Here is a 26,212-nt window from a genome sequence, read left to right as displayed (position 1 = left end):
CCGTAGCCTGAGCGCATGGACGCCCCGCAGCCGTCCGGCACGACGAGGCGCCGGATCACGCTCACCATCGACCGGCCCTGGTGCACCTGGGGTGCCCGCCCGACGGTGACGATCGACGGCGTCGGGCACCCCGCGCAGTGGGGCACCGGCACGTGGGCGGTCGCCGAGTCCGGCGACACCGAGGTGGGCGTCTACCTGTACAACCGGGTCTGGCGGTTCGGCGCCGCACGGGCCACCGTCCGCACGGCGCAGACGTTGCGCTACCGCGGCGGCTCCCTGCCCCTCGGACCCGGGACGATCACGGCGCGGACGACGGCCTGACGCAGGCGGAGCCCCAGGTACCGTCCCAGTAGTCTGAGGATCATGTCAGTCGGGTTGCTCGCCGTGGTGGACGACATCCTCTCCGCGGCCCTCAAGGCCAGCGCGAAGACCGCCGGCGTGGTGATCGACGACGCCGCGGTGACCCCGCAGTACGTGCAGGGCCTCGAGCCCGCGCGCGAGCTGCCGGTGGTCGGGCGCATCGCCCTGGGCAGCCTGTTCAACAAGTTCGTCATCATCATCCCCCTGGCCCTGCTGTTGTCGGCCTTCGCGCCGTGGGTGCTCCCGTGGCTCCTCGTGATCGGCGGGACGTACCTGTGCTTCGAGGGCGCCGAGAAGGTCACCGAGTGGTTCGGGGTGCACCACGCGGCGCACGGCGACGAGCAGCCGACGACCGAGCCGAAGCTCGTGTTCGGCGCGATCCGCACGGACCTCATCCTGAGCACCGAGATCATGCTCATCGCGCTCGCGAGCCTGGACACGAGCCTCGGGTTCTGGCCGACGGTCGGGGCCCTCGCGCTCATCGGCGCCGGCATGACCGCGCTCGTCTACGGCGCGGTGGCGCTCCTGGTCAAGGTCGACGACATCGGCCTGCAGATGATGAAGCAGGAGTCGCGCCGCACCCGACGTGCGGGCGCCCGGATCGTCGCCGCGATGCCGACGGTGTTCCGCGTGATCAGCATCGTCGGGACCGTGGCGATGCTCTGGGTCGGCGGGCACCTGGTGATCGCGAACCTCGCCGAGACGTTCTGGTCCGGGCCGTACGACCTGCTGCACCTGGTCGAACACGCGGTGGAGGCCGCCGGCCCGGTCGTCACCTGGATCGTCGACACGGCCGTGTCCGCCGTCTTCGGGCTCGTGCTCGGCATGGTCGTCGTGGGCGTCGTGCTCGGCGTCGGTCGGCTGCGCCGCCGCTCGCACTGACGGCGGCGGCGACCTCACGCGCTCAGCGACACCTCACGGCCGCGAGTGCGCGTGAAGTGTCGCTGAGCACGTGGACTCGCGCGCGCCGCTCGACATACGCCGCGCGCCGCACGCACGCGCCTCAGCGCCCGCCGTCGCCCGGCGACGCCGTCGACCACTGGTACCAGGCCTCGAGCTGCGCCTGCGCGCTGCCGAGCGAACTGTGCGACCCGCGGACGGAGTTGTCGGCCGAGGCCAGTTCGTACTGCCGCTCGAGCACGATGGTCCCGAGGACGGTCTCGCCGTCGAGCGCGGACCACGCCGTCGCGGAGTCCTGTCGCCAGGTGAGGGGGTGCACGTGTGCCATCGGGGGCAGCTTCCGCTCGGTGCCGCAGGAGCCCGGATGGCGGAACGACTGCCCGGACGCTACGCCGTCCGCCTGGACGGTGCCCAGCATCGGAGCAACGAGCAGCACCGCGGCACGCAGCCCACTGCCGCGGTCAGATCTCGACGTCGCTGCCCATCGTCACGGTGCGCTGCGCCGGTAGTCCGAAGCGTGCGGCGGGGTCGGCGGCGTTGTGCGCGAGCCCCACGAACAGCTTCTTCCGCCAGCGCGCCATGCCCCGGTTGCCCGGCTGCGGCCGGAGTGCGCCGCGGGAGATGAAGTACGACGCGTGCTGCATCTCGTCCGGGTCGATGTCCAGCACCTCGGCCAGGCACGCGGCGTGCAGGGCACGGGGCAGGTCCTGGTCGTCCGAGAACCCGAACTTCACGGTGATGTGGTCGATCCCGTCGTCCTCGTAGCCCAGGTCGTCGCGGAAGAACGCCTTGGCGTGCGGGACGTGCGGCACGTTGGCGGTGAGCACGGACACGATGAGCACGGTCCGGTGCATCACGTGGTTGTGCTCGACGTTCGCCCGGAGCGCGAGCGGGGTGGTCTCCTTGTTCGGGTGCGGGAAGATCGCGATCCCCTCGACCCGCGGGATGTGCTTCGTGTTGACGCGCTCGATGAACTCGGCGAGGGATCCCTCGCGCTCCTTGCGTTCCTCCTGCACGAGCTGCCGACCCCGGCGCCACGTCGTCATGAGCGTGATGACGGCCAGGGCGATGAGGAGCGGGACCCACCCGCCGTGCAGGATCTTCGACAGGTTGCCGGCGAGGAAGGTCAGCTCGAGTCCACCGAAGACGACCGCGGCGAGCACGAGCTTCCACGTCTTCCACTGCCAGAGCGGCTTCACGACGAGCAGGAGCAGCAGGGTGTCCACGACGAGCGCGCCGGTGACGGACACCCCGTACGCGGTCGCGAGGCTCGCGGACGACCGGAACGCCAGCATGATCGCCATCACGCCGATGAACAGCAGCAGGTTCACGGCGGGCAGGTAGATCTGGCCGCCTTCCTCGCGCGAGGTCTGCCGGATCGTCAGCGGCGGCAGCAGCCCGAGCTGCACGGCCTGCCGCGTCAGCGAGAACGCCCCGCTGATCACCGCTTGGCTCGCGATCACCGTGGCCGCGGTGGCGAGCACCACGACGGGGAGCCGCAGACCGTCGGGGAACAGCAGGAAGAACGGGTCCTTCGCCGCCGAGGGGTCCTCGAGCACGAGCGACGCCTGGCCGAGGTAGTTGAGCACGAGCGCCGGGAACACCACGAAGAACCACGCGCGCAGGATCGCGGGACGCCCGAAGTGCCCCATGTCGGCGTACAGCGCCTCGGCCCCGGTGATGACGAGGACGACCGCCCCCATCGCGACGAACGTGATGTACGGGTGCGCGACGAGGAACGCGATCGCCCAGGTCGGCGAGAGCCCCTGCAGGACGCCCGGGTGCGCGATGATGTGCGGCACGCCGGCGACCGCGATCACGACGAACCACAGGAGCATCACGGGACCGAACAGGTTGCCGACCTTGCCCGTGCCGAACCGCTGGACGAAGAACAGCAGCACGAGGATCACCGCGGCGATCGGGACGATCAGGTGCTCGACCGACGGGGCCGCGGTGGACAGGCCCTCGACCGCGGAGAGCACCGAGACCGCCGGTGTGATCACCGAGTCGCCGTAGAACAGCGAGACGCCGATGATCCCGATCACCAGGAAGATCGTCGCCCCGCCGCGACGCTCGGCGTACAGCCGCCGTGCGAGGGCGGCGAGCGCCATCACCCCGCCCTCGCCGTTGTTGTCGGCCCGCATGAGCACGAGCACGTACTTGATCGACACGACGACCGTGACGCTCCAGAACATGATCGAGATGACGCCGTAGACGTCCTCCTGCGTCGCCTTGACGATGCCGCCGTCGATCGTGAAGACGGTGCGCAGCGCGTAGAGCGGGCTGGTGCCGATGTCGCCGAAGACGACGCCGAGCGCCGCCAGTGCCAGCGCGACGACGCCCTTGCCGGGGACGTGGCCGTCGTCGGCCACGGTGTCCGTGGTGGGCGACGGTGAGCGGGTCTCGGTCACGCGCGTCTCTTCCGTCAGGGTCGTCCGGGCGACGACCGCGGATCATCATCGCACCGACGGGCGCCTCCGGTTCGCAGGCGACCTCCACCTGAGGACAGCCGTGCGGAGACCGGCCTGCAGTGTGCTGTACCCCGACACCTCGACGCGTACAGGAACGGCGTCCTACCGTCGGCGACGAACAGAGCGCGGACCCGCGCGGGAGGAGCACACCATGAACCTCGACGGCTTCGAACCAGCCCAGCTGATCGTCTTCGTCATCGCGGTCGTGCTGGTCTTCGGCGGGCTCATCGCGAGCAGGCGCCGCCGCTGACGCGGCACCCCCATGGGCCTGGAGGCACGGGGCCCGGTCCGGCGCGGACGTCGGCCCGTCAGGCGGTCAGGTCGGTGACGACGTCGTGCGCGACGCGCGCGGCACGCGCGGACGCGTCGTCGAGGTGCTCCTTGAACTCGTCGCCGTCCGGCGCGCAGAGGTCGCTGATCCCGCGGATCGACACGAACGGCATGTCGTGCACGTGGGCGAACTGGGCGATCGCCGCGGACTCCATGTCGACGGCCGCGACCTCGGGGAACGCCTCGCGCAGGACGCGTGCCCGCCCCTCGGTCACGAACACCTCGCTCGAGCCGATCGTGGCCGATCGCACCCGGTACGGGGTCTCGGCCGCAGCGGCGACGGCGGCCATCCGTGCGTCCGGCGCGTACCCAGGCGGCATGCCCGGCACCTGGCCGAGTGCGTACCCGAAGGCGGTCGCGTCCGCGTTCACGTTGACGTAGTGGTCGCCGACCACGACGTCGCCGATGGCGATCCCGCGCATCAGCCCACCGGCGGTGCCGACGCTGATCACGGGCACGGCGCCGAAGTCGTGGAAGCAGTGGGCGACGGCGGCGGTGGCGTTCGTGAACCCGATGCCGCTGCGGCGGAGCGCGACCGTCCGACCGCTGACGTCGAGCAGGTGGTGCTCGTCGTGTCCGCCCACGGGACCGTCCTGCAGGACCACACCGCCGAACAGGTCGGCGACGGCGGCGAGCTCCTCGCTCATGGCCGCGATGACGACGGCGACGGGTCGGGACTCCTGGTGCACCGGACGATCCTCCCACGCCGTGCGCGTGCCAGCATGTCCGCATGGGGATGCGCACGGACCGGGACGAGCGGGCTGGCCTGCGGGCGTTCCGCAACCAGCTCGCCGTGGTGGCCGGGATCACGCCGGTCGTCGCCTTCGTGCTGGTCGTCGACCGCGAGTCGGTCGGCGTGCTCGCCGCCGTGGGGACCGCGCTGCCACTGGCTGCCCTCGCGGTCACGGCGGCGGTGCCCGCGACGGTCGACCCGCGGTGGTTCGCGGTGGTGCTCGCGGTCGACGTCGCCGCGATCGCCCTGATCCGCGGGGACGTGCCGTCCATCGGCGTCAGCGCACTGTTCACGCTCCCCGCGCTCTGGGCGGGCTACGCGTTCGGCTTCCCCGGCGCAGCGACGACCACGGCGTTCGCGGTCGGCCTGCTCTGGGTGGGCGCACCGGGCGAGTGGGCGGCGATCGACTCCGGTGACACCGCCCGCCTGGTGTCGCTGCCGCTCGTGATCGCGGCGGTCAGCGGCACGGCGGCCGCCCTCGCCCGACGGGGACGCGCGCGCCAGGAGCTCCTGCACGACCAGGCCGCACTGCTGCGGCGACGACTCCACGAGGTGACCGCGCGCGAAGAGCTCGTCCGCGCGGTCCTCGACTCGGTGGACTTCGACGTGCTCGCCTTCGACGCGGACGGGAACACCACGATCACGAACGCGGGGCGGAGCGGCGCGGCCGCCCGGGACCTCGCCGCCCGCACCACGGCGGACGGGGTCGGGTCGCTCGTGCGGCGGACCCTGGACGGCGCCGAGCTCGAGGAGGAGCTCGTGCCGGTCCGGCGCGAGGACGGTCGGGCCAGGACGTACACGGTCAGCACGCGCCTGCTGCCCGACGAGGGCGGCGGGGGCGGCGTCCTCGTGGCGAGGGACGTCACCGCCGAGCGGAGCGCCCTGCAGGCCCGGGACGACCTGGTCGCCTCGGTGTCGCACGAGCTCCGCACACCGACCACGGCGGTCCTCGGCTCCGTGGAGCTCGCGCGCGAGGTGGAGGGCCTGCCCGCGGACGCCGAGCGCCTGCTCGACGTGGCCTCCCGCAACGCCGAACGACTCGTCGAGCTCGTCGGCGGCATCCTCGACGCGGCCCGGGAGGAACGCGTCGACCTCGTGCTCGCACCGTGCGACCTGCTCGAGGTCGTCGACGCCGCGGTCGAGGCCGCCGAGCCCGCCGCCCGCGCCGCCGGGGTGACGCTCCGGACGAGCGCGGCGGCGTCCCCGGTGACGGTGGTCGCCGACGCCTTCCGCATCCGGCAGGTCGTCGACAACCTGGTGAGCAACGCCGTCAAGTACAACCACGACGGTGGCTGGGTCGAGATCGGGGCGCACGCGGTCGGCGACCTCGTGTGGCTCATCGTGCGCGACGACGGGATCGGCATCGCGGACGCCGACCAGGACCGGCTGTTCGAGCGGTTCTTCCGTGCCGAGAGCGTCCGGAGCACCGGGATCCACGGCACCGGGCTCGGCCTCGCCATCTGCCGGCAGATCGCCCGGCGGCACGGCGGGGACCTCACGGTGCTCAGTGTGCTCGGCGAGGGCACCACCGCGACGATGACGATCCCGGCAGCGGGACCCGACCGGACCGAGGCCCTGGCGTGAACCCCTACCTGCTCTGGACCGCGGTCGGCAGCGGCCTCGTCCTGCTCGCCACCGCGCTGGTGAGCCGTCGTTCGGGCGCCCGACGGCCGGACGTCCCCCGGAGTGCCCTCGACGCGGCGGTCGGCATCGTCGGGGCGTTCCTCGTCTGCATCGCCGCAGCGCTCTTCGCCGGACCCGCCACCCGCGTGCTGGTGGTCTGGCTCGTCGTGCTGCTCACGGTCGGGCTCGTCTGCACGGTGCTCCGCGTCCGCCCGGGGATGGCGGCGGCCGCGGGCGACGGCGTCCCGCAGCGGGCCGAGGCGCTCCCGGCGGCGCTGCGGATGCTCGACCGCGCCGACTACCACCAGGTGTCGGTCGTCCGCCTCGCGGTGACCGTCGGCGACGCCGCGCAGCTCGGGACCGCGTTCGGCTCCGAGACGGTCGACGCCGCTCGTGCTGCCCTCGCCCGGGCACTCCGGGGCGTCGTCCCCCCGGACGCCCCCCTGTGGACCGAGCAGCACGACCGGGTGGTCGCGCTCGTCCGGCAGGAGGAGTGCGACCTGACGGCCTGGCGTGCCGAGGTCGAGACGGCCCTCGTGGCGGTGTCACCGGACCGCGTCCCGACGGTGCCGACGGCGACCTGGCGCACGACCTCGACCGACGACCTCGGCTACCGGCTCGACGACCTCGAGCGGGAAGACTGACAGCCGACGCCCCGCGACCGCCCGACCTCCGTGCGGTCAGCCCGCCGGGGCGAGGTCGATCGACAGCGTGTCGGTCGCGGTCTGCTGTGCCGTCGCGCCGCCGCTCCCCGCCGTGGTCTCGGTGAACACGAGCGTCACGATCGCCCGGAGCCGCGCGGCCTCGGCGGGCGCCGCCCCGAGCACGAACGTCCCGGACCACGACTGCGGTGCGGCGACCGCGAAGCCCTGTCCGTCCGCCTGCTCGGCGGGCGAGCCGTCCGACGCGACGTCGGCGCCAGACCCCGTCCGGTACGACACGGCGACGGCGGCCCGCACGAGCCGGACCTCGGCGTCGCCGCCGGACCGGGTCGTCACGGACATCGACAGGGGCTTGTCCGCTCCCGGGGTCCACTCGTCCATCGGCAGGGTCGACCAGTAGCGGACGTCCACCGTCAGGTCGCCGGCCTGCAGGGTCCGGCTCGCCGCCCCGGAGGCCAGGTCCCCGCCGACGGCGGACGGCGTCGCGGACGGCGTGCGCGACGGCGCCCCGGACCCCGACGCGGACGGTGCCCCCGATGCCGACGCGGACGCCGATGCCGCGACCTCCCACGGCGGCGTCCCGCACCCGGCGAGCACGAGCACCGCACCGACCGCGAGCGCCGACACGGCCGCAGCCCGCGCCACGACGGAACGCCCCATCGTCGGCCGCCGCACGTCCGACCCCCGCCGAACCGTCATCGTCGCCCCCGCTCCTGCGTCCAGAGCAGATCTTGAGGATCCGCTGCGCCATGGTAGCGCCGGCGCAGAGCGGCGGCCCGGAGACTCGGTGCAACCGCATCGACCCGAACGATCAGGAGCACCCCGTGTCCGCCACCCGACCCACCGAGGCCACCCGCACCGTCCCCACCACCTCGACCGCCGCCGACCGCAGCCGCTACACCCGCCGCCACGACCCCGAGCTGGCCGCGTCGGTCCTCGACGACCTGCAGGCGCTGCCGGAGTACCGCCCGTCCATCGGCTGCGTCATCCCGGCCTACAACGAGGAGGAGAGCATCGCCGCCGTGCTCACCTCGCTCCTCGAGCAGACCCGGCTGCCGGACGTGGTGCACGTCGTGATCAACAACACGACGGACCGGACCTTCGACGTCGCCGCGGACTTCGCCGGCCCGCACGTGGTCGAGCACGACGGGGTGGAGCAGCGCACCGAGGTCTACGTGCACGACATCGGCGAGAACCCGGACAAGAAGGTCGGGGCCCTGAACTACGGCTTCAGCCTCATCGAGGGTTGCGACTACATGCTCGGCGTCGACGGCGACACCACGGCGCACCCGGACGCCGTGGAGTGGTTGGCGCAGGAGATCGTCTCCGATGCGCGCATCGGCGGCATCTCCGCGATCTACTCGATCGACGACCGGCCCTTCCGCGGTCCCGTGCAGCGCTTCCTGATCGCTGGGCAGCGCGCCCAGTTCGCCGCGTTCAACATGCAGAACATGCTCAAGGGCCGGAACATGGCGGTCCTCGGCGGCCAGTTCTCGATCTTCTCGATGCGCGCCCTGCACGAGGTCATGGACGCGAACCACCAGGGCTCGCCGTGGGTGAAGGACAGCGAGGTCGAGGACTCCCTGCTCTCGCTCCAGGTGAAGAGCGCCGGGTACCTCACCAAGATCAGCGCCCGCGCCCGCGCCGACGTCGGCGGGATGCACACCCTGCGCGGCCTCGACGCCCAGCAGGTCAAGTGGAACTTCGGCGCGATCGAGCTCATGTGGCCCGGGCAGCGCGGCGACACGAAGGGGCAGCCGTTCCACCCGAACCTGCGCCTGCGCTGGGTCGAGCACGCCTCGATGGCGATGAACTTCCTGACGCGCGTGCTCTTCGTGCTGCTGCTCGTCGCGTCGCTGTCGATCCACGCGTTCGTGTTCAGCCCGCTGTGGCTGGTCCCGCCGGTGGTCGCCGTCGCGCTGAACCTGCGGGTCGTCGCGTCGATGAAGCACCGCACGTGGCGCGACGTGCTGTTCGCGGCGCTCATCGCCCCGGCCGAGGTCTACATGTGGATCCGGCTCGGCCACTTCCTGCGTGCGTGGACCCGCTTCGCGAGCAAGAAGCAGACCGACAACTGGGCCGAGCAGGCCAAGGCCGAGCGCGGCTCGGGCAACGCGCACCTGGCACCGGTCGCGATCGTCCTGCTCGTGATGGCCGCCGCGGTGTACGGCTGGCTGCAGCTCGACGTCGTCGCGCAGTCCACGATCCTGTGGTTCGGATGGCCGGTGCTCGCCGTGATCACGGCGATGCAGACCCTCGGGATGGTCGGCAAGCTGCTCCGCCGCCAGTTCGGGTACCGGGTCTGACGGATGCCGCCTCCCCGCTCACTCCGCGACGAACCCCGGGTCCCCGGGTCCCGTCAGCCGGTAGCCGACGCCCCGGACCGTCACGACGAAGCGTGGCGCGTTCGGGTCGTCGGCGAGCTTGCGTCGCAGGTTCGCCATGTGCACCTCGACGTTCCGCCGGTCGGCGTCGCCGATGTAGTGGGTGGTGACGTACGCGTCGTTCCGGACGGCCAGCGCCAGGTCCGCCTTGGACCGGACGCGGCGACGGGTCTCGACGAGCGTCGCGATGAGGTCGAACTCGGTCTTGGTCAGCTCGACCGGGACGCCGTCCACCCGGACGAGCCGGGCCTCCTGGTCGATCGCGAGCCCGTTGTGGTGCACCCACGCACCGTCGACGTCGGCCGGACCGACCGGCGAAGCCGGCGACGCCGGGCCGTCGGGCGAGGTCGGCGGGTCCGCGGCCGCCGAAGCGGCAGGGACCTCGGGCGTGACCGTCGCGACGGACAGGACGGCCGAGGGCGCGGCGGACGCGACCGGGACCTCGCTCGCGGCGAGCGGACCGGTGCCGTCCGGGTCGCCGACCTCGGGCGCCGCGGGCTCCGCGATGCGCGGACGCCGGAGCATCGCCCCGAGCCTGGCCCGGAGTTCCCGCGGCCGGAAGGGCTTGACGAGGTAGTCGTCCGCACCGGCCTCGAGGCCCTGCAGGATGTCGATCTCGTCACCCATCGCCGAGATCATCACGATGTAGGTGCTGCTCGACTCCCGGATGCGTCGCGCCACCTCGAAGCCGTCGATCCCCGGCAGCGACACGTCGAGCGTCGTCACGACGGGCTCGTGCGCGAGGACCGCGCGCACGCCGTCCTCGCCGTTGCCGGTGCTGACCGTCGAGAAGCCGGCCTGCATGAGCACCTGCTCGAGCAGGTAGCGGATGTCGAGGTCGTCCTCGATGACGACGGCGACGCGTCGTTCCTGTCCCGGGTCCGTCACGACGGAGTCCCCCTCCCCCGCCACGGTGGTCACCCGTGAACGGCACGCTGGTGGTCCTGGACGCGCACGACCGTGCCGAGCGGTACGGGTGGCTCGTCTCCGAGGAGTATTGCAGCACCCTCCTGCATGCGGACACCTGGGGATCCGCGCTCCGCGGCTTCGCGCCGGCCCCGGACGTGCTCCTGGTCGCGTCCCTGACGGACCGCGACGCCGCCGCCGTCGCGTCGATCGTCCGGGTCGGTCGCGCGCTCGGCGTCCGCGTGGTCTGCGACGGCTCGCGGACGGGCGACGCCACGCTCCGCGCAGCCGTCGCTGCCGGTGCCACCGGGTGGGACGGCTCGGCTGCGTCCGCCGGGGCCGCCTTCGCCTCGCCCGTCGCGTGACGCGACCACCCACCGGCCGGGAGGCACGGTGCGGCCCCGCCACGTGCCTCCCGTCCGGTGGTCCCCGCCCCGGTGACGGGACGCGCCGTCAGGAGGCGAGCACCGCGTCCACGGCGACCGCGAAGGCGTCCGCCCCGCCGTGGTCGTCGGCGGTGCCCGTGACCACGGCGTCGGCGGCGGACATGACCAGCTGGCCGTACGCGCCGTGCAGGCGCCAGAGCCGCCCTGGCCCGCCCCAACCCGCCATCGCGTACCGGTCGTAGCCGGGGTCCGCGTCGGGTCGGACGACCCAGTCCGTGTGCATCGCGTCGCACCACCGCGCCCCGACGACGCGCCGTCCGTCCACGACGCCGCGGTCGCGCACCAGGCGGCCGAGGCGGGCGACCTCCTCGGTGCGGAGCGCGATGCCGGCCCCGCCGGCGACGAACCCGCGGGAGCAGCGCTCCCAGGTGACGCCGTCGACGCCGAGCGGCGTGAACAGGCGGTCCGCGACGAACGCGCCGACGTCGCCGACCCGGGTCTCGAGGACGCGCATCGCCGTGTACGTGCTGACGTTCGCGTACTGGAAGACCCGGCCGCGTGCGGGCCGGGCGAGGAACTCGGCGGCGAGGTCCGGCCACTCGGTGAGCTCCGTCGCCGACCAGGGCATGTCGATGCCGCTCGTCATCGTGAGCAGGTGCCGCAGGGTGACCTCGCCGGTGCCCGGGCCGAACGCGGTGCCCGGCAGGGCGGACGCCATCGCCTCGACGACCGGTGCGTCGACGTCGACGAGGCCGTCGTCCGCCGCGATGCCGACCGCCAGGACGGCGACGCCCTTCGCGATCGAGTGCACCTCGCGGCGGACGTCAGGCGTCCAGTGGTGCTCGGCCGTCTCGTCACCGATCCGGACGTGCAGGCCGTGGGCGCGGAAGCCGGTCCGGTCGGCGTGGGCGACGAGGGTGTCGAGGACGGCGTCGGCGCGGTCGGAGTGGGCGGGGTGCACGGAGGCCATCATCGCGGACCCGCGGCCGCGGCGCGCGTCAGAGTCCGCGGAGCCGGCGCCCGGACGCGGCGTCGTTCCACGACGTCGACGAGCCCTCGACCTCGGCGGCGTGGAGGCCCTCGTGGCCGTCGGCGAGCGCGCAGCGCCAGCGGTCGAAGACGCTCATGCAGAGGTCGCGGACCACTGGGTCGGACGGCGGACCGCCGACGTCGTGGGGACGGTGGGGTGTGCCGGGTTCGGGTGCGGGTTCGTGGTGCATGTCGACAGGAGGACGTCCCGAGCGCGCGTTCTGTCACGAAATGACCGATCCGCGGCGTGTCCGTACGGGGCACGGCAGCGTCCGGCGTCCCCGCGGGCGCGGGGTGTTGGCTCGGGGTGTGCCCGAGGACGACCCCCTGCTCCACGCATCGGACGCGACCCTCGTGTCGCGCGCCGGTGACGGGGACGTCCTGGCGTTCGAGGTCCTCGCCCGGCGCCACGGTCCGGTGATGCGCGTGTACGCGGAGCAGGTCCTCGCGTCGAACGTCGAGTCGGACGACGTCGTGCAGGAGTCCTTCCTGACCGGGTGGCGGAAGCTCGGGGAGCTCGAGCAGCCCGCGCGGTTCCGCTCGTGGATGATGCAGATCGTCACGCGCAAGGCCCTCGACCGGCTGCGGCGACGGCGGCACCACGAGGAGCTCGACGACGACGTCGCCGAACCGACCCACGTCGCCCGGGACCCGGAGCGCATCGTCGAGACGCGACTGCAGCTCGACGCCGTCTGGGCCGCGCTCGACCGGCTGCCCGTCGACCAGCGTCGGTGCTGGCTGCTCCGGGAGACCGCCGGCTACAGCTACCAGCAGATCGCCGACGAACTCGAACTGCCCGTGACCACCGTCCGCGGGCTGCTCGCCCGAGCGCGACGGTTCCTCTCCGCGGAGATGGAGGGATGGCGATGAACCAGGACGACCTGCCCGTGCCCGACGACGACCTGCCCGTGCCCGACGACGACCTGCCCCTGCCGGACGACGACCTGTCCGTGCCGGACGACGATCTCGACGGCCACTCCATGGAGGAGCTCGCCGAGTACCTCGACCGCGGACGGAACCCGATCGACCCGTCGATCGAGGGCTCCGCCGCGTGCCGCCTCGCGCTCTCGAACATGCAGCGGCTCCGCGAGCTCTCGATCGACGCCCTGCAGCACCGCGCCGACGGTGAGTCCGACCGCGAGACCGGCTGGGTCGACCGGCTGCTCGAGGCGATCCGCGCCGAGGTCCGGTCCGGCCGGGACGTCCCGGTCTCCCACCCCGACCCGCGGCTGCGCCTGTCGATGACCGAGGCCGCCGTGCAGGGCATCGTGCGGCGGGCCGGCGACACCATGGGCGGGGTCGTGATGGGACGCTGCACGCTGTCCGGCGACCTCGACGTCCCCGGCGCCCCGATCACCGTCTCCGTCACCGCCGGGCTCGTCTACGGACACCCCGCCGAGGAGACCGCAGAGCGACTCCGGCTCGCCGTCACGCGCGCGCTCGAGCGGCACACCGAGCTCACCGTCGCGTCGATCGACGTCCGGTTCGACGACGTCTTCCTGCCGTGAGGAGCAGCACCGTGGACGACGAAGCACTCTCCCGCGACCTGACCGCCGCCGTCCGGGCCGTCCCCGGCGTCGTCGGCGTGCACGCGCCCCGGTCCGCGGTGCACGCCGCCGCCGAGGCCGTCGCGGTCGCGCTCTCGCTGCGGGAGCCCGACGTGCTCGTCGACGTCGACCGGCTCGACACCACGCTCCGGCTCACCACGCACATCGCGGTGGACGACCGGCGGCCGGCGCCCGACACCCTGCGCGAGGTCGGGGAGCGGTTGCGCGAGGTCGTCGACGGGGTGCCGGGGCCGTCGGCGGACCTGATCACGGTGACGATCCGGGTGGTGGAGGACGGCGGTACGGTCGTCGGGTGACGGCTCCCCGCAGCCGTGCGGGGGCCGCCGTGACGGACACCCGCGACGGGCCCGTCCCGAGGAGGAACGGACCCGTCGAAGCACAGCGCCCCTACTGCAGGTGGATGCTGTCCAGCTCGGCGTACCCGGTGCCGCCCGCGAAGTTCGGCGACCCCTTCGCGAGTCGGATCACGTTGTAGCCGGCCCGCAGCTGCACCGTGACGTCGACGCTGCCGGTGGGGTTGCCCCAGCCGGCGGTGGTCGGCGGGTACGTCACCGTGGAGAACCCGCCGCCGTTGTACGCGAGCCCCTGGGTGGCGTTCGCACCGGTCGCGTTCGCGTACTTGACGGTCATCGTGTACGACCGCGCGGTCGGTACGTCGACCAGGAAGTCGACGAAGCTGTCCGTCCGGGCATCACCGGAGCCGTCGATGCGGCCGACGTAGCCGCCGTTCGACGCCGTCGACGAGGACAGCCGCGACGCGTTCACGACCGTCGCGTTCTCGGCCTCGTACGTCTGCTGGTACGTCGTCGCGCCCGTGGTCGGCGTGATGAGCAGCTGGTAGGCGGCCACCGCGTCCATGTTCGACACCGGCACCGTGATCGACCCGTCGACGACGCTGTAGGTCGTCGTCGACAGGAGGTTCGGGGCGGTCTGGTTGGTCGTGCGCCCGGTCGTGTTCGTCGACGAGAGCTGCACCGAGACCTGGCTGCCGAGACCCGACAGACCGTTGACCTTGACGGTGTTCGAGCCGCTGTCGCCGCCGAAGACGACGTTCACCTGCTTCCGGCTGGCGTCGTACGATGCGACACCGTCCAGGTACGACTGGGGAACGGTCTGGACGACGTTGCCCGACTGGTCGCCGTACCACTTGTAGGCCCAGTAGGACGCCGTGGGCAGGTCGTTGTACAGCAACCCGTCCATCGTGCCGGCCTCGTACCAGTAGGCCCGCTCGGCGTCGTGGATGCCGGCACGCTCGAACGCGGCCATGTAGTGCACGCCGATGCTCGGCTGGTCGACCTGCCCGGGCGAGGCGTACTCGTTGATCGAGATCGGGATGTGCGGCAGCCCGAGGGAGTCCTCGATGCTCCGGAAGTCCGCGACGTGCGCCTGGACGTCCTGGTAGCTGAAGTCGCCGAGCTCGTGCCACACCGCCACGGACGGCAGCGTGTTCGTGTTCTTCGCGTTCGTCATGAACGAGAGCATGAAGTCGTGGCTGTAGCTGCTGGCGCCCGGTCCGATGATCGGTGTGAGGGTGTCGATCGCGCGGATGTCGCGGTAGGTCCGCGTCCACATGTCGAGGTAACTGCCGGCGTTCGGGTCGTTCTTCGTGCTGGTCGTCCAGTTGGCGTCCGGCTCGTTCCAGATCTCGTACCCGGCGATGTTCGTGGTGCTGGTTGCGTTCACCCGCGCCGTGATCATCGTCTTGATCTTCGACTCCCAGTCCGCCCAGCTGACCCAGTCGTAGGGGAACGTGCTGAAGATGTCCGGCAGTCGGAGGTACTGCTGTCCGCCGGCGTCGGTGACCTTGCCGGCGACCTGCAGGCCGTCGCAGCAGGGGTGCGTGGCGCCGTTGCCGAGCTGCTGGGTGCCGGGCGGCGGCTGCGTGAACGTGTTGACGTGCAGCGGGTAGAGCTGGCTGAGCGGCGGGGTGCTGCCGGTGTCGACGCCGTACAGCCCGCCGGCGGCGACGTGCGTGACGGGGCGGACGGTCGTGCCGACGTTGACCGTCAGGGTGTTCCCCGCGGCGAAGGCGGGTGCGGTCGACCCGAGCCCGAGGGCTGCGGTCCCCGCGACGGCGAGCGCGGCGAGGACTGCTGTGGTCCTCGTCGGTCGGCCCCGACGGGTGCGTCGGAGCGGTGTTCGAAGATGCGTCATTGCTTCCTCCTCGTGGTGCTCCGGGTGGTCCCGGAACGCTGGTGGGTCACTCCGCGTCGTCGGCGGGGTGCTTGTGGAGCCGACCGAGGCGCTCCGCCTCGGCGTTCCGCTCGTAGCCCAGGTACGCGATGACCGCGAGGACGCGGTGGCGGTTCACCGGTCGCACGGTCTCCGGGCAGTTCAGGACGCGCGAGACCGTCTGGTGGGACACGCCCGCCACGGTCGCGACGTCGTAGATGGTCGGCTTCCCGGCGCGGTCGAGCGTCATCGCTCCTCCTTCTGTGATCGCCCGCCAGGCGGTCGCCGTGGTGCGGACGGGAGGCACGGGACGGCTTCCGTTCCGCGGCTCGCCTACCCGACGGGCAGGAAGACACGCATCGTGGACGGACCGCGGTTGCCCCACGTCGCGTAGGGCACGAGTCGCACCTCGCGCGGGCCGTCCACCGGGAGCGCGACGGGTCCCGGTCCGTAGGGCAGCCCGTCGGGTTCCGGTGCCGCGAGGGACCGGACGGGCAGGCGGACGTCATCGGCGCCGTGGTCGACCGGCTCGGCCCCGGTGGGCACGAGCACGTCACGGACGTCGGTGCCGGCCTCGAGGGACTCGAGGGCGTAGACCAGCGGCCCGCGCTCGACGGCGACGGTGCCGCGGACGGCGTCGATGCGCGGGTCGGGCACGGTGATCCGGGCTCGGACGGGGACGTCGAGGACGATGCGGTCCCCCGCTGCGAACCGCCGGGTCACGGTCACGGTGTCGCCCTCCACGGGCACCGCCTGGCCAGCCACGTCGAGCGTGGCGCCCGAAGACCAGGACGGTACCCGCAGCCGGAGCGCGACCGGTTCGTCGCCGTCGATGGTGGCGACGACCTCGACCCGTCCGGAGCGCGGCCAGTCCGACCGGACCGAGAACGCCGCGCGGGTCCCGTCACCGAGCACGGTGTCGACCTCGTAGTCGCCGTACTGGTGCAGCTGAAGGCCGTCGTCGCTGACGGTGGCGAACACGGTCTGCACGCTCGCGAGCGTCCGGGACAGGTTCGTCGGGCAGCAGGACACCTCGAACCACGGTGCACGGAGACTCGAGAGCGCGCGGCGGCTGACCTCGTCCTCGGGCGGGACGGTCCCCTCGACGCGCTGGTGCATGGTGTTGGCGTAGAAGAACGCGCGGCCGTCCTCGCGCGGGGCGACCATCACGGCGTTGTACAGCGTGCGTTCGATGAGGTCGGCGTACTTCGACGCCCCCGTCTCGAGCAGCAGCCGCCACGACAGCATGTTCGACGCGATCGCGGCACAGGTCTCGCCGTACTCGCGGTCCGGCGGCAGTTCGTGGTCGGCCCCGAACGCCTCGTCCTGGTGGTGGGCCCCCATCGCCCCGGTCAGGTAGGTGCGCCGCGCCACGGTGTTCGTCCACTGGGTCTCCACCGCGCGCAGGAGCTCCCGGTCGCCGGTCTCGACCGCGACGTCGACCGCACCGGCCGCCAGGTAGAGCGCCCGGACGGCGTGCCCGCGGAGCACGTCGGCGTCACGGACCGGCACGTCGTCCTGGAAGTACTCCTGGCCGTACTCGATCGGCGCGAGCAGCCCGTGCCCGCGGCGCTCGACGAACGTCCGCGCCAGGTCGACGTACCGGTGGTCGCCGGTCGCCCGGCCGAGCTCCACGAGGGCCGGCTCGATCTCCGGGTGCCCGCACACCGCCTCCCGTCCGCCCGTCCCGAACACGTCGACCAGGTGGTCGGCGACGCGGATCGCCACGTCGACGAGCCGTCCGCCGCCGGCGGTGCGCAACCGCGCGACCGCAGCCTGCAGGAGGTGACCCATCGAGTAGAGCTCGTGGCCCCACTCCAGGTCGGACCACCGGGGCCGCTGCCACGCACGGCCGAAGCTCGTGTGCAGGTACCCGTCGGCGTCCTGCGCGGCCGCGACCCGCTCGACGAGCCGTTCGTAGCGGTCGGCGAGGTCGTCGTCGGGCTGCACGCCGAGCTGCCATGCCATCGCCTCGAGGAGCTTGTAGACCTCGGAGTCGACGAACTCGATGCCCGCGTGGTCGAAGGGTTCCCCCGTCGCCGCGGCGTCGAAGTTGCCGGTCCAGCCGATGCGCTCCATCCAGGTCTCGCAGTGGCGGATCACGGTGTCGGCGTTCCGCTGCTGCCACTCGGCCCAGTAGCCGCCGGTCAGGCGCAGGTCGCCGAGCGGGAGCGGTCGGAGTGCACCCGTGGACGGGACGACCGGTCCGGCCGGGACGGTGGTGTGGGTGATGGTCACGATGTCCTCCTGGGACGTGGGGAACGGGGGCGTCAGTCCTTGACGGCGCCGGCGGTGACCCCAGCGGCGACGTAGCGCTGGGCGAGGACGAGGAGCACCGCGGCGGGGATCGACGCGACCACGGCGGTGGCCATGATCGAGTTCCACTCCTGGTTGTTGTTGCCGATGTAGGCGTAGATGCCGAGCGTGATCGGCTTCGCGTCACCGCCCCCGTCGAGGGTGTTGGCGAACAGGAAGTCGGACCACGCCCACAGGAAGCTGAAGAGCGACACCGTCACGACCGAGTTGCGGCTGACCGGCATGACCACCGAGGTGAAGGTGCGCCAGGTGCTCGCCCCGTCGATCCGGGCGGCGTTGATGAGCTCGTCCGGGATCCCCCGCATGAACGCGGTGAAGATGAGCACGCCGAACGGGACCGCGATCGTCGAGTCGGCGAGGATCAGTCCCCACACGGTGTCGAGGATCCCGAGCTGCACGTAGATCGTGTAGAAGCCCATCGCCATGATGATCGCGGGGATCATCTGCGCGATGAGGAGCACGAAGCTCATCGCCCCGCCGCCACGCGGCTGCAGCTTGGCGAGCGAGTACGCGGCCGGAGCGGACAGCGCGAGCGTGAGGACGACCGTGCCGAGGCCGACGACCAGGCTCGTGCCGAGGAACGGCAGCTGCTGGCCGAGCACCGTGCTGTAGCCGTGCAGGGTGCCGTCGATCGGGATGAGGTTCGGTGGGCTCTTCCGCATGTCCTGGTCGCGGGTGAGCGAGACGTTGACCATCCAGTAGACGGGGAAGAGCATCACCGCGGTGAAGACGACGCCGAGGGCGGTCCGCCACCACCGCTTCGCGGCGGGCGGGGTCGCCGTGGCGCGCTGCCGGCCCCCTCGGGCGGTCCGGGTCGTGACGGCACGGGTGACGGTCGTGGTGGCCATGTCACACCTCCAGGCGGCGCTGCACGCGCGCGTAGACGAGGCCGACGACCAGGGCGATGACGATGAGCACGTTGCCCACGGTGGCGGCGGAGCTGAAGTCGGGCAGGAGCGAGCCGAACCCGAGTTGGTAGGACCAGATGGCGAGGGTCGTGGACGAGCCGGACGGGCCGCCCTTCGTCATGATCCAGATGATGTCGAAGACCTTGAGCGTGTAGACGAAGCCGAGCAGCAGCGTGATCGCGGTGACCGGACGGAGCAGCGGGAAGGTGATCCGCCAGAACCGCTGCCAGCCGTTCGCGCCGTCCAGGGACGCGGCCTCGTACAGCTCGCCCGGGATGCCCTGCAGCCCGGAGTACATGATCACGAGGTTGAACGGGATGCCGATCCAGATGTTCGCGACGAGGACCGCGAACAGCGACCAGTCGGGTGAGGTCAGCCAGTTGATCTGTCCGATGCCGACCGCCTCGAGGAACGCGTTCACGATGCCCGAGTCGCTGTTCATCATCCACGACCACGTGCTCGCGGACACCAGCAGCGGCAGGAGCCACGGCACGAGGAACAGCGCCCGGAGCAGCCCGGACAGCGGGAAGTGGTGGTGGAAGAACACCGCCAGGGCGAGCCCGAGGGCGAACTGCGCGACGATCGACACGAGGACGAAGACCGTCGTGTTCCAGATCGCCGGGGCGAAGGTCGCGCTCGAGAACACCGAGACGAAGTTCTGCAGGCCGACGAACGGGGCGTTGCCGGAGACGAACGACGTCACCGTGTAGTGCCGCAGGCTCAGCTCGATGTTCTTGTAGAGCGGGTACGCGTAGAAGAGCAGCAGGTAGAGGGCCACCGGGGCGAGGAACGCCCAGGCCGTGAGCTGTGCTCGTCGCTGTGCGTGGGCGCGGCGGGCCCGGGCCGAGGCGGGGGTGCCGTCGGCCCGGGGACGCGCAGCCGACGGTCGCAGTGACGTCGTGTCGGTCGTCATGGTCGTGTCGACTTCCGTTTCCGTGGTGGTGCGGGTGGGGTGGACTTACTTCTTGAGCTTCTCGTCGACGGCCTGCTGGGCTGCCTGCAGTGCGTTCGACGGCGACGCGGAACCGGACTCGGCCTTCTGCACCGCGGTCCACAGCTGCTCGGAGATGACGGGGTACTTCACGCCGAGGTCGTCCCCGGTGCGGGCCTTCGCCGCCTTGACCGCGTCGACCCAGGTGGACAGGTCCTTGTTCCCCGCGAGTTGCTGCTGCTGCAGGCTCGACGACGCAGCGATGTAGTTCAGCGTGTTGTCCGTCGTGACGACGTTGTCGCCCGACGACAGGCACTCGACGATCTTCTTCGTCGTCGCGTAGCGGGCGGTGTCCTTCTGCACCGGGATGGTGAAGAACTCACCGCCGGTCGGGACCGGTGCGGCTCCGCCGTCCTTCGCGGGGATCGTGATGACGCCCGCGCCCATCTGCTTCGCGGCGTCCTTCTGCCACGTGCCGTTCTCGCCGAAGGCGAAGTCGCCGGTCTGGAACTCCTGCCAGCTGGTCGTCTGGGTGTTCTGGATGACCGAGTTCGGGGCGTAGCCCTCGTCGATCCAGCCCTTCCAGAGGCTGAGCGCCTCTTCTGCCTTGGACGAGTCGAGCTTCGTCAGGTCGGCGTCGGCGCCCCAGAACCACGGGAGGAACTGGAACGAGCCCTCCTCGGTGTTGATGCCGGAGAAGGTGATGCCCTTCTTGCCGGCGGCCTTGACCTTCGCCAGCGCCGCGGTCAGCGAGTCCCAGTCCTTGACGGAGGACGGGTCGACACCGGCGGCCTGGAGCACCTTCGGGTTGTAGTAGAGCGCCAGGGTGTTGGCGCCGATCGGGACGCCGTACGTCTTGCCGTCGACGACGCCCGCTCCGAGGATGTTCTTCGCGATCGAGCCGGTCTGCAGGCCGTTCGTGCCGGTGTCGGTGACGATGCCGGCCTGGGCCAGGGTCGAGACCACGGGGTTGTCGACGAGCAGGACGTCGGGCGACTTGCCCTGCTGGCCGGCCAGCAGCGCCTTGTTCGTCAAGTCGGACGTGTCGTAGCCGGTGCGCTTCACGGTGACGCCGGCGTCGGTGCCGCACTTCGCGACGAGCTTGCCCCACGCGGAGGACGCGTCGTACTGGGGGTACGGGTCCCAGAACGTGTATGTGCCCTTCGCGGCGTCCGACGAACCGGAGCCGGAGGACTGGGCCGAACAGCCGGTGAGACCGGCGACGACGCTGGCTGCTGCCACCAGCGCGCCGATGCGGATTGCGGTCTTGGTGCGCATGATCACGGGTTCCTCTCTGAATGCGACGTGATCGCAGGTTCGGGTCCGGCAGCGGCCCCCTCGGCGACGCTGCCTCGCCGTCGAGGGGAACCGAAACCGGTTTCGGGAGGAATCTACGATCCGCCCTGGAGAAGTGTCAAGGGGATTCGTAAACTAGTTTCGGAGGCAGGATGAACGACGACACCGCGCAGTCCGTCCCGACCGCGGAGACCGCGACGCTCGCCGATGTGGCGCGAGCCGCCGGGGTGTCCGTCGCGACGGCGTCGAAGGCGCTCAACGGCAAGGCGCACGTCAGTGCGCGGTCGCGCGAGGCCGTGCTCGCAGCGGCAGCGGAGCTCTCGTTCGTGCCGAACCCGTTCGCCCGCGCGCTGAACCGCGCACCCACGAACACGATCGGCATGCTCACGAGTGACCTCGACAACCGGTTCGTCCTACCGATCCTGCTCGGGGCCGAGGACGCCTTCGGGGCTGGCTCGCTGTCGGTGCTGCTCGCAGACGCCCGCGACAGCGACCTCCGCGAACAGCTCCAGCTGCAGTCCCTGCTGACCCGCCGGGTCGACGGGGTCCTGGTCGTCGGTCGCACCACGAACCCGAGGCCGCCGATGCGGTCGAAGCCGGACGTCCCGGTCGTGTACGTGTACGCGCCGTCCGCCGACGACCAGGACCTGTCCTTCGAGCCGGACAACGAGCTCGCCGGCCGGCTGGCGGTCGAGCACCTGCTCGCGGCCGGCCGCCGACGCATCGCGATCGTCAACGGCGAGGACGGGTACGCCGCGGCGCGCGACCGCCTCCGTGGCGCCGCCGCGGCGATGGACGACCACGGGCTCGAGCTGATCGGCAACCCCGGGCTCGTGTTCGGCGCCTGGAACGAGACCTGGGGCCGGCGCGCGACCGAGCGACTGCTCGAGACCCACCCGGACGTCGACGCCGTGGTCGCCGGCAGCGACCACATCGCCCGCGGGGTGATGGACACCGTGCGCGAGTCGGGGCGGCGGATCCCGGACGACGTCGCGGTCGTCGGCTTCGACAACTGGGACGTCCTGGTCGAGGGCGCCCGCCCCCAGCTGACCAGCGTGGACATGAACCTGCAGGAGCTCGGACGACTCGCGGCGGAGGCGCTCGTGGAGAGCATCGACGGCGTGGTGCGACAGGGGCGGGTACGGAACCCGGTGCAGCTCGTGGTGCGGGGGTCGAGCGACCCGGACCGCGGAGACGTCCAGCAGACCTGAACACTCCGCCATCTCCGGTGCGCCACCCGGCCCCTTGCGCCCGACTACCGTGGGATCTGCCGGGCACCGTGTCCTGCACCGTCCGAGGGGGATCCGATGTCGAACGCGACGCCGCCAGGCTGGTACCCGGACCCGTCTGGTCACCCGGGGATGCGGTGGTGGGACGGCACCGCCTGGACGCAGCACGTCGGACCGCCCCCGGCGCAGTCGCAGGCGCAGGCGCAGGCGACCAGGCCGCGTCTGCGTGACGAGGTGCCGACCGACACCGTGTGGGTGTGGCTCCTCGTGCTCCAGCCGGTCCTCGCCGTCCTGCTGCAGTTCGCCTACCAGCCACACCTGCAGTTCCGGACCGTCGGGCCGGAGCGCTTCCCGACGGTCGACCCGACCTCGCTCTACACCGCCGGGTACTTCGTCGTGCAGGTCGGCGGGCTGGTCCTGTACGGCGCGGCCGTCGTGCTCGCGTGGCTCGACCACCGGGAGCTACGGCGACGCGGGGTCGTGCGACCGTTCCCGTGGCCGTGGGCGTTCCTGTCCGCGATCGTCTACGTGATCGGGCGGTTCGTGGTCGTCCGCAAGGTCGCACCGGGTCGGCCGATGTGGCCGCTGTGGTCGTACCTCGCGGTCTTCGTGCTCAGCACGATCGTCGGCCTCGTGCACGGCCTCGCACTGTTCCGGCAGCTGCTGCCGTAGGCGCAGCAGGCGGAACGTCCGGTCGGGCGTCGCTGTCGCAGGCGCTCGGGGCGCCTGCCGAAGGAGCAAGCGGACGACGTCGACGGCTCTGGGCGTCGGGAGGTGTCACCGTTGCAGGACACCTCGTCCGCTCCTACCGAGCGACGCGATCGAGCCAGTCGCTGAACAACGCCCTCTCGTTCGGGGTGAGCGCTCCGGTGTGCTCGAGCTGGTGTCGGACCTGCATGACTGCGCCGGTCCGGGTCACCGGAGCGGCGGGCACGGCGAGGACCGCGTTCAGTGCCGCGTCCCGGGATCGCGTGGACAACGACATGTCGCGGGACTCGGCGGGCCTGGCGAGCAGGGTGAACACGACGCCGACGCCTGCAGCGCGGATCACGTCGACGGCGTCCGCCACCGGCACGGCGAGGCGTCCGGTCTTCGCTGCCTCGACCAACTGCTCACGGAGGATCGCGTCGATCGCGTCCGCGGCGGGAGAGGACGTGCCGTCCCGAGGGTCGCCGTAGGCGATGGAGTACACCTGCGGGTGCCGCAGCCCCCAGTCGATGTGCATGTCCCACCCCTGACGGAGCGAGTCGATCGGGTCCGCTCCCGGGGTCCATCCGGTCCAGGTCGCCAGGTGTGCGGCGAAGCCGTGGAGCGCGACCTGGTCGAGGAGACCCTGTTTGTCGCCGAAGATCCGGTAGATCGTCGGCGCCTGGATGTGGAGCGCGGAGGTGATCGCCCGGGTCGTGACCGCATCGCGGCCTTCCGCGTTCAGGAGGTCGTGCGCGGTGTCGAGGATCCGGACGCGCATGTCCTCGGAACGAGTCAACGGCTGGCCTTTCGGTGGGAACGAGCCAGCCGGCGGGATCTGGCTCCGTTCCATGATCCCACCGGCTCGGTGACGTCAGCGCTGCTCGATCGCCCGCCCGACCCGGTAGAGCGTGGCTTCGTCGAAGTGCTTCCCGATCAGCTGGAGACCGACCGGCAGTCCGCCGACCCGGCCGCACGGCACGCTGAGCGCTGGGTGGTGCGTGATGTTGAACGGCGTGGTGTTGGCCGACATCTCGATCGCGGCGCCGACCGCAGCACCGGCACCGTGCTCCGGGTCCGGCAGCGGCCGCGCGGTCTGCGGGGTGGTCGGGGTGACGAGTACGTCGAACCGGGCGAGGGCGTCGTCGTAGGCAGCCCGGAGGACCTGTGCCCGGTTGACGGCCCTGGCGTAGTGCAGCCGCCCGGCCTGCTGGTCGACGTAGGCGCCGACGAGGGTGAACAGGCGCACGTTCGCCGGGTGGGCCTCGGCGGCTCCGCGGTGGTCGAGGACGTGCTGCATCATGTCGACGGGGTAGGCGTCCGGCCTGCCGAAGCCGAACCCCTGGTTGCGGAGCACCGTCTCGGCCATGCCCTCGATCGCGATCGCGGTCCAGATCGCAGGACCGAGGGAGTGCAGCGGGACGGAGACCTCCTCCACGATCGCCCCCTGTGCTCGTAGCGCAGCGACGGCGTCGCGGACGGTCTGGTCGACCTCCGCTTCTGCGTGCTCGGTGCCGAACCCCTCGGTGAGGACGCCGATCCGCATCCCTTCGACGCCGCTGTCGATCTCGGTGAGGTAGTCGTCGACGACGACGTTCCGCTGGCGCGGATCGATCCCGTCGGGACCGGCGATGGCGGCCAGGAAGCGCGCGTTGTCGAGGACGGTGCGCGTCATCGGTCCGACGTGGTCGAAGTACCCGTCGAGGGTGGCGATGCCGGTGTACGGCACGAGGCCGTAGGTCGGCTTGAGGCCCACGACACCGGACCACGACGCCGGCATGCGGATCGACCCGGCCTGATCGGCGCCGAGGGTCATGTCCGCGTCCCCGGTGACGAGCGCGACGGCGCTGCCGCTGGAGGAACCACCGGAGGAGTACCCCATCCGGTGTGGGTTGTGCACCACGCCCGACGCGGCCGTGTGACTGCCACCGGACATGCAGAAGTACTCGTTCGTGGTCTTGCCGACGATCTCCGCCCCCGCAGCCAGGGCCCTGGTCACCACCGTGGCGTCCTCGTTCGGTACGAAGGTCTCGAGCTCCTTCGAGCCGTTGCGCATCGGGACACCCGCGACGAGGATGCTGTCCTTCACCCCGAGGCGCACGCCCGCGAGGAGGCCGGAGTCGGCTCCGTGGATCGAGGTCCGGACCTCCCACGCATGGTGCGGGTCCTCTGCGGCGGAGGGGCGGACGGAGTGCACCGGCTCGCGCGTCGGCAGGGGTCCGGGTTCGGGGATCGCCTCCAGGGCGTCGTACACACCGACCATCCCGGCGATCATCGCCGTGTACTCCTCCGGGGCGGCAGCGATGTCGCTGTAGCCGATCTTCGAGGCGAGGTCGGCGATCTGCGCCGGTGTGGGCTGCTGGACAGACATGGCTGCTCCTTCGGGTCAGCTGGAGCGCGAAACGCGCTAACAAAAAAAAGTTAGCATGCAAGAACCCATCGTGTCCGGCGTCCTGCGCTGCAGGCGTCAGCGGTCCCGCAGGACGCGCAGTGACTGCGATCGCTGAGCGAGCATCGTGTCGTAGCTGCCGTCGCGTTCCGCCCAGCGGAGCGGCCGGGCCCGCTCCACGACGATCTCCCTCGGTGTCGGCTCCTGGACGAGCAGGCTGATCACCTCGTCGAGGAACGCGTCGAGGGGCAGGGCGTTCGGGTTGACCTTCTCCTGGCCGGCGGTCGCCACCGCCGGAGGAACGAGCTCGATCACCCCGACACCCGTGCCGGCGAGCTGCGCCCGGAGGGATTCGGAGTACGAGTGCACGGCTGCCTTCGTGGCGCCGTAGGTCGGCATCAGCGGGAAGGGCATGAAGCCGATACCGGAGGTGACCGTCAGGAGGTCGCCGTGACCCTGTTCGAGCAGGTGCGGCGTGAACGCGTCGATCACGCGGATCGTGCCGAGCAGGTTGACCGCGATCGAGTGCTCGGCCTGTGCGATGTGCCCAGGATCGCGCAGGTCTTCCTGCTCCATGACGCCGGACATCGTGACCACGAGATCCAGGTCCGGATGCGCACGGAGGACCTGGTCGCGTGCCCCGAGGACCGATAGCGGATCGGTCACGTCGATCACGACCGCGTCGACGTCGTTGACCCGTGCCGCGCTGCGGCCGCCGACGACGACCGTCGATCCGGCTGCCGCCAAGCGTCGAGCCAGGCCGGCGCCGATCCCGGTCGTGCCGCCGGCGATGAAGACGGTGCGGTTGCTGATGTCCATCTCGGTTCCTTCCGATTCGGTTGCTGATCCGATGTTCGCGCTGAGTCCGGCGGTCGAGGAGGCCCCGCTCTTCCAGGGGAGTACCAGGACCCCCGCTCCTCGCCAGCGCACTG

Annotated in this window: 27 protein-coding genes; 11 read left to right on the top strand and 16 right to left on the bottom strand. The window is 71.6% G+C overall.

Annotation, left to right across the window (positions count from 1 at the left end; translation table 11 throughout):
• The first annotated feature begins 15 nt into the window (after positions 1-15).
• On the top strand, positions 16-321 hold the full coding sequence (locus tag LQK89_RS03530) for a hypothetical protein (RefSeq protein WP_231050220.1): 306 nt from the start codon (positions 16-18) through the stop codon (positions 319-321).
• Between the two features lie 42 nt (positions 322-363).
• On the top strand, positions 364-1,242 hold the full coding sequence (locus LQK89_RS03525; RefSeq protein WP_144802703.1) for a DUF808 domain-containing protein: 879 nt from the start codon (positions 364-366) through the stop codon (positions 1,240-1,242).
• Between the two features lie 121 nt (positions 1,243-1,363).
• Here LQK89_RS03525 and LQK89_RS03520 read toward each other — a convergent pair whose 3' ends face one another.
• The 3 genes from LQK89_RS03520 to mtnN form a co-directional block, all read right to left on the bottom strand.
• Positions 1,364-1,588 carry a hypothetical protein gene (locus LQK89_RS03520; RefSeq protein WP_231050219.1) on the bottom strand — a complete coding sequence of 75 codons (225 nt, stop codon included), beginning with the start codon at positions 1,586-1,588 and terminating at the stop codon, positions 1,364-1,366.
• Positions 1,589-1,721: 133 nt separating this feature from the next.
• Positions 1,722-3,671, bottom strand: coding sequence for a potassium transporter Kup (locus LQK89_RS03515; RefSeq protein WP_174778851.1), 1,950 nt, complete (start codon positions 3,669-3,671; stop codon positions 1,722-1,724).
• A 368-nt stretch (positions 3,672-4,039) separates the two neighbouring features.
• Positions 4,040-4,750 carry a 5'-methylthioadenosine/S-adenosylhomocysteine nucleosidase gene (gene mtnN, locus LQK89_RS03510; RefSeq protein ID WP_231050218.1) on the bottom strand — a complete coding sequence of 237 codons (711 nt, stop codon included), beginning with the start codon at positions 4,748-4,750 and terminating at the stop codon, positions 4,040-4,042.
• A gap of 41 nt (positions 4,751-4,791) precedes the next feature.
• Between mtnN and LQK89_RS03505 the strand changes: the two genes are divergently transcribed.
• Positions 4,792-6,378 (top strand): sensor histidine kinase, encoded by a 1,587-nt coding sequence (locus LQK89_RS03505; protein ID WP_231050217.1) that lies wholly within the window; start codon positions 4,792-4,794, stop codon positions 6,376-6,378.
• On the top strand, positions 6,375-7,061 hold the full coding sequence (locus LQK89_RS03500) for a hypothetical protein (protein WP_058741169.1): 687 nt from the start codon (positions 6,375-6,377) through the stop codon (positions 7,059-7,061). The genes LQK89_RS03505 and LQK89_RS03500 overlap by 4 nt, the downstream gene beginning before the upstream one ends.
• Before the next feature lie 36 nt (positions 7,062-7,097).
• Here the strand turns inward: LQK89_RS03500 and LQK89_RS03495 are convergent, their stop codons facing one another.
• Complete coding sequence (locus tag LQK89_RS03495) at positions 7,098-7,778, bottom strand: hypothetical protein (RefSeq protein WP_231050216.1); 681 nt, start codon at positions 7,776-7,778, stop codon at positions 7,098-7,100.
• Positions 7,779-7,903: 125 nt separating this feature from the next.
• On the opposite strand from LQK89_RS03495, the gene LQK89_RS03490 reads away from it, so the two are divergent.
• The gene (locus LQK89_RS03490) at positions 7,904-9,385 is read left to right on the top strand and encodes a glycosyltransferase family 2 protein (RefSeq protein ID WP_331000569.1); all 1,482 of its coding nucleotides are present in this window, start codon (positions 7,904-7,906) and stop codon (positions 9,383-9,385) included.
• Positions 9,386-9,403: 18 nt separating this feature from the next.
• On the opposite strand, the gene LQK89_RS03485 is transcribed toward LQK89_RS03490, so the two are convergent.
• Entirely contained in the window at positions 9,404-10,384 is a 981-nt protein-coding gene (locus tag LQK89_RS03485) for a response regulator transcription factor (RefSeq protein ID WP_231050215.1), read from the bottom strand.
• Positions 10,385-10,386: 2 nt separating this feature from the next.
• On the opposite strand from LQK89_RS03485, the gene LQK89_RS03480 reads away from it, so the two are divergent.
• The gene (locus LQK89_RS03480) at positions 10,387-10,734 is read left to right on the top strand and encodes a hypothetical protein (RefSeq protein ID WP_231050214.1); all 348 of its coding nucleotides are present in this window, start codon (positions 10,387-10,389) and stop codon (positions 10,732-10,734) included.
• 88 nt (positions 10,735-10,822) lie between these two features.
• On the opposite strand, the gene LQK89_RS03475 is transcribed toward LQK89_RS03480, so the two are convergent.
• Together LQK89_RS03475 and LQK89_RS18020 are read right to left on the bottom strand one after the other, a co-directional pair.
• Complete coding sequence (locus LQK89_RS03475) at positions 10,823-11,716, bottom strand: serine hydrolase domain-containing protein (RefSeq protein WP_231050213.1); 894 nt, start codon at positions 11,714-11,716, stop codon at positions 10,823-10,825.
• A gap of 37 nt (positions 11,717-11,753) precedes the next feature.
• A complete protein-coding gene (locus LQK89_RS18020; RefSeq protein ID WP_257222040.1) occupies positions 11,754-11,882 on the bottom strand; it encodes a hypothetical protein in 129 nt (42 codons plus the stop codon).
• A gap of 211 nt (positions 11,883-12,093) precedes the next feature.
• Between LQK89_RS18020 and LQK89_RS03470 the strand changes: the two genes are divergently transcribed.
• From LQK89_RS03470 to LQK89_RS03460, 3 genes are read left to right on the top strand one after another with little or no spacing between them, the layout of a single operon-like run.
• Entirely contained in the window at positions 12,094-12,654 is a 561-nt protein-coding gene (locus tag LQK89_RS03470; RefSeq protein ID WP_231050212.1) for an RNA polymerase sigma factor, read from the top strand.
• Positions 12,651-13,292, top strand: coding sequence for a hypothetical protein (locus tag LQK89_RS03465; protein WP_231050211.1), 642 nt, complete (start codon positions 12,651-12,653; stop codon positions 13,290-13,292). The genes LQK89_RS03470 and LQK89_RS03465 overlap by 4 nt, the downstream gene beginning before the upstream one ends.
• An 11-nt stretch (positions 13,293-13,303) precedes the next feature.
• A complete protein-coding gene (locus tag LQK89_RS03460; protein ID WP_114848836.1) occupies positions 13,304-13,648 on the top strand; it encodes a hypothetical protein in 345 nt (114 codons plus the stop codon).
• A gap of 91 nt (positions 13,649-13,739) precedes the next feature.
• Here the strand turns inward: LQK89_RS03460 and LQK89_RS03455 are convergent, their stop codons facing one another.
• The 6 genes from LQK89_RS03455 to LQK89_RS03430 all read right to left on the bottom strand — a co-directional run bounded on the left by LQK89_RS03455 (position 13,740) and on the right by LQK89_RS03430 (position 20,957).
• On the bottom strand, positions 13,740-15,506 hold the full coding sequence (locus LQK89_RS03455) for a hypothetical protein (protein WP_217508270.1): 1,767 nt from the start codon (positions 15,504-15,506) through the stop codon (positions 13,740-13,742).
• 46 nt (positions 15,507-15,552) lie between these two features.
• Positions 15,553-15,774: a LacI family DNA-binding transcriptional regulator gene (locus tag LQK89_RS03450; RefSeq protein ID WP_144802728.1), complete on the bottom strand. Its 222-nt coding sequence runs from the start codon at positions 15,772-15,774 to the stop codon at positions 15,553-15,555.
• 83 nt (positions 15,775-15,857) lie between these two features.
• Positions 15,858-17,762 carry a glycoside hydrolase family 127 protein gene (locus tag LQK89_RS03445; protein WP_231050210.1) on the bottom strand — a complete coding sequence of 635 codons (1,905 nt, stop codon included), beginning with the start codon at positions 17,760-17,762 and terminating at the stop codon, positions 15,858-15,860.
• Between the two features lie 32 nt (positions 17,763-17,794).
• Entirely contained in the window at positions 17,795-18,688 is an 894-nt protein-coding gene (locus LQK89_RS03440) for a carbohydrate ABC transporter permease (protein WP_431831434.1), read from the bottom strand.
• Position 18,689: 1 nt separating this feature from the next.
• On the bottom strand, positions 18,690-19,661 hold the full coding sequence (locus LQK89_RS03435) for a carbohydrate ABC transporter permease (protein ID WP_231050209.1): 972 nt from the start codon (positions 19,659-19,661) through the stop codon (positions 18,690-18,692).
• Between the two features lie 45 nt (positions 19,662-19,706).
• Entirely contained in the window at positions 19,707-20,957 is a 1,251-nt protein-coding gene (locus tag LQK89_RS03430) for a sugar ABC transporter substrate-binding protein (RefSeq protein WP_175327020.1), read from the bottom strand.
• A 170-nt stretch (positions 20,958-21,127) separates the two neighbouring features.
• On the opposite strand from LQK89_RS03430, the gene LQK89_RS03425 reads away from it, so the two are divergent.
• Together LQK89_RS03425 and LQK89_RS03420 are read left to right on the top strand one after the other, a co-directional pair.
• Positions 21,128-22,186, top strand: coding sequence for a LacI family DNA-binding transcriptional regulator (locus tag LQK89_RS03425; RefSeq protein WP_231050208.1), 1,059 nt, complete (start codon positions 21,128-21,130; stop codon positions 22,184-22,186).
• 96 nt (positions 22,187-22,282) lie between these two features.
• Positions 22,283-22,876 carry a DUF2510 domain-containing protein gene (locus tag LQK89_RS03420; RefSeq protein WP_231050207.1) on the top strand — a complete coding sequence of 198 codons (594 nt, stop codon included), beginning with the start codon at positions 22,283-22,285 and terminating at the stop codon, positions 22,874-22,876.
• A gap of 133 nt (positions 22,877-23,009) precedes the next feature.
• Here the strand turns inward: LQK89_RS03420 and LQK89_RS03415 are convergent, their stop codons facing one another.
• The 3 genes from LQK89_RS03415 to LQK89_RS03405 all read right to left on the bottom strand — a co-directional run bounded on the left by LQK89_RS03415 (position 23,010) and on the right by LQK89_RS03405 (position 26,099).
• A complete protein-coding gene (locus tag LQK89_RS03415; RefSeq protein WP_231050206.1) occupies positions 23,010-23,690 on the bottom strand; it encodes a TetR/AcrR family transcriptional regulator in 681 nt (226 codons plus the stop codon).
• 75 nt (positions 23,691-23,765) lie between these two features.
• Positions 23,766-25,262, bottom strand: coding sequence for an amidase (locus tag LQK89_RS03410; RefSeq protein WP_231050205.1), 1,497 nt, complete (start codon positions 25,260-25,262; stop codon positions 23,766-23,768).
• 96 nt (positions 25,263-25,358) lie between these two features.
• Positions 25,359-26,099, bottom strand: coding sequence for an SDR family oxidoreductase (locus tag LQK89_RS03405; protein WP_231050204.1), 741 nt, complete (start codon positions 26,097-26,099; stop codon positions 25,359-25,361).
• Positions 26,100-26,212: the final 113 nt, after the last annotated feature.

It is taken from the genome of Curtobacterium sp. C1, assembly GCF_021049325.1.
Classification (GTDB): Bacteria; Actinomycetota; Actinomycetes; order Actinomycetales; family Microbacteriaceae; genus Curtobacterium; species Curtobacterium citreum.
The sequence above is the reverse complement of the archived record's forward strand: the minus strand, read 5'-3'. Positions and strand labels throughout refer to the sequence as shown.

Bases quoted from the DNA above. Each gene is read 5' to 3' on its own strand.
- LQK89_RS03405 (WP_231050204.1), bottom strand. From the start codon at position 26,099: ATGGACATCAGCAACCGCACCGTCTTCATCGCCGGCGGCACGACCGGG.
- LQK89_RS03420 (WP_231050207.1), top strand. From the start codon at position 22,283: ATGTCGAACGCGACGCCGCCAGGCTGGTACCCGGACCCGTCTGGTCAC.
- LQK89_RS03425 (WP_231050208.1), top strand. From the start codon at position 21,128: ATGAACGACGACACCGCGCAGTCCGTCCCGACCGCGGAGACCGCGACG.
- LQK89_RS03455 (WP_217508270.1), bottom strand. From the start codon at position 15,506: ATGACGCATCTTCGAACACCGCTCCGACGCACCCGTCGGGGCCGACCG.
- LQK89_RS03530 (WP_231050220.1), top strand. From the start codon at position 16: ATGGACGCCCCGCAGCCGTCCGGCACGACGAGGCGCCGGATCACGCTC.
- LQK89_RS03435 (WP_231050209.1), bottom strand. From the start codon at position 19,661: ATGACGACCGACACGACGTCACTGCGACCGTCGGCTGCGCGTCCCCGG.
- LQK89_RS03505 (WP_231050217.1), top strand. From the start codon at position 4,792: ATGGGGATGCGCACGGACCGGGACGAGCGGGCTGGCCTGCGGGCGTTC.
- LQK89_RS03410 (WP_231050205.1), bottom strand. From the start codon at position 25,262: ATGTCTGTCCAGCAGCCCACACCGGCGCAGATCGCCGACCTCGCCTCG.
- LQK89_RS03450 (WP_144802728.1), bottom strand. From the start codon at position 15,774: ATGACGCTCGACCGCGCCGGGAAGCCGACCATCTACGACGTCGCGACC.
- LQK89_RS18020 (WP_257222040.1), bottom strand. From the start codon at position 11,882: ATGAGCGTCTTCGACCGCTGGCGCTGCGCGCTCGCCGACGGCCACGAG.
- LQK89_RS03520 (WP_231050219.1), bottom strand. From the start codon at position 1,588: ATGGCACACGTGCACCCCCTCACCTGGCGACAGGACTCCGCGACGGCG.
- LQK89_RS03430 (WP_175327020.1), bottom strand. From the start codon at position 20,957: ATGCGCACCAAGACCGCAATCCGCATCGGCGCGCTGGTGGCAGCAGCC.
- LQK89_RS03440 (WP_431831434.1), bottom strand. From the start codon at position 18,688: ATGGCCACCACGACCGTCACCCGTGCCGTCACGACCCGGACCGCCCGA.
- LQK89_RS03525 (WP_144802703.1), top strand. From the start codon at position 364: ATGTCAGTCGGGTTGCTCGCCGTGGTGGACGACATCCTCTCCGCGGCC.
- LQK89_RS03495 (WP_231050216.1), bottom strand. From the start codon at position 7,778: ATGACGGTTCGGCGGGGGTCGGACGTGCGGCGGCCGACGATGGGGCGT.
- LQK89_RS03465 (WP_231050211.1), top strand. From the start codon at position 12,651: ATGAACCAGGACGACCTGCCCGTGCCCGACGACGACCTGCCCGTGCCC.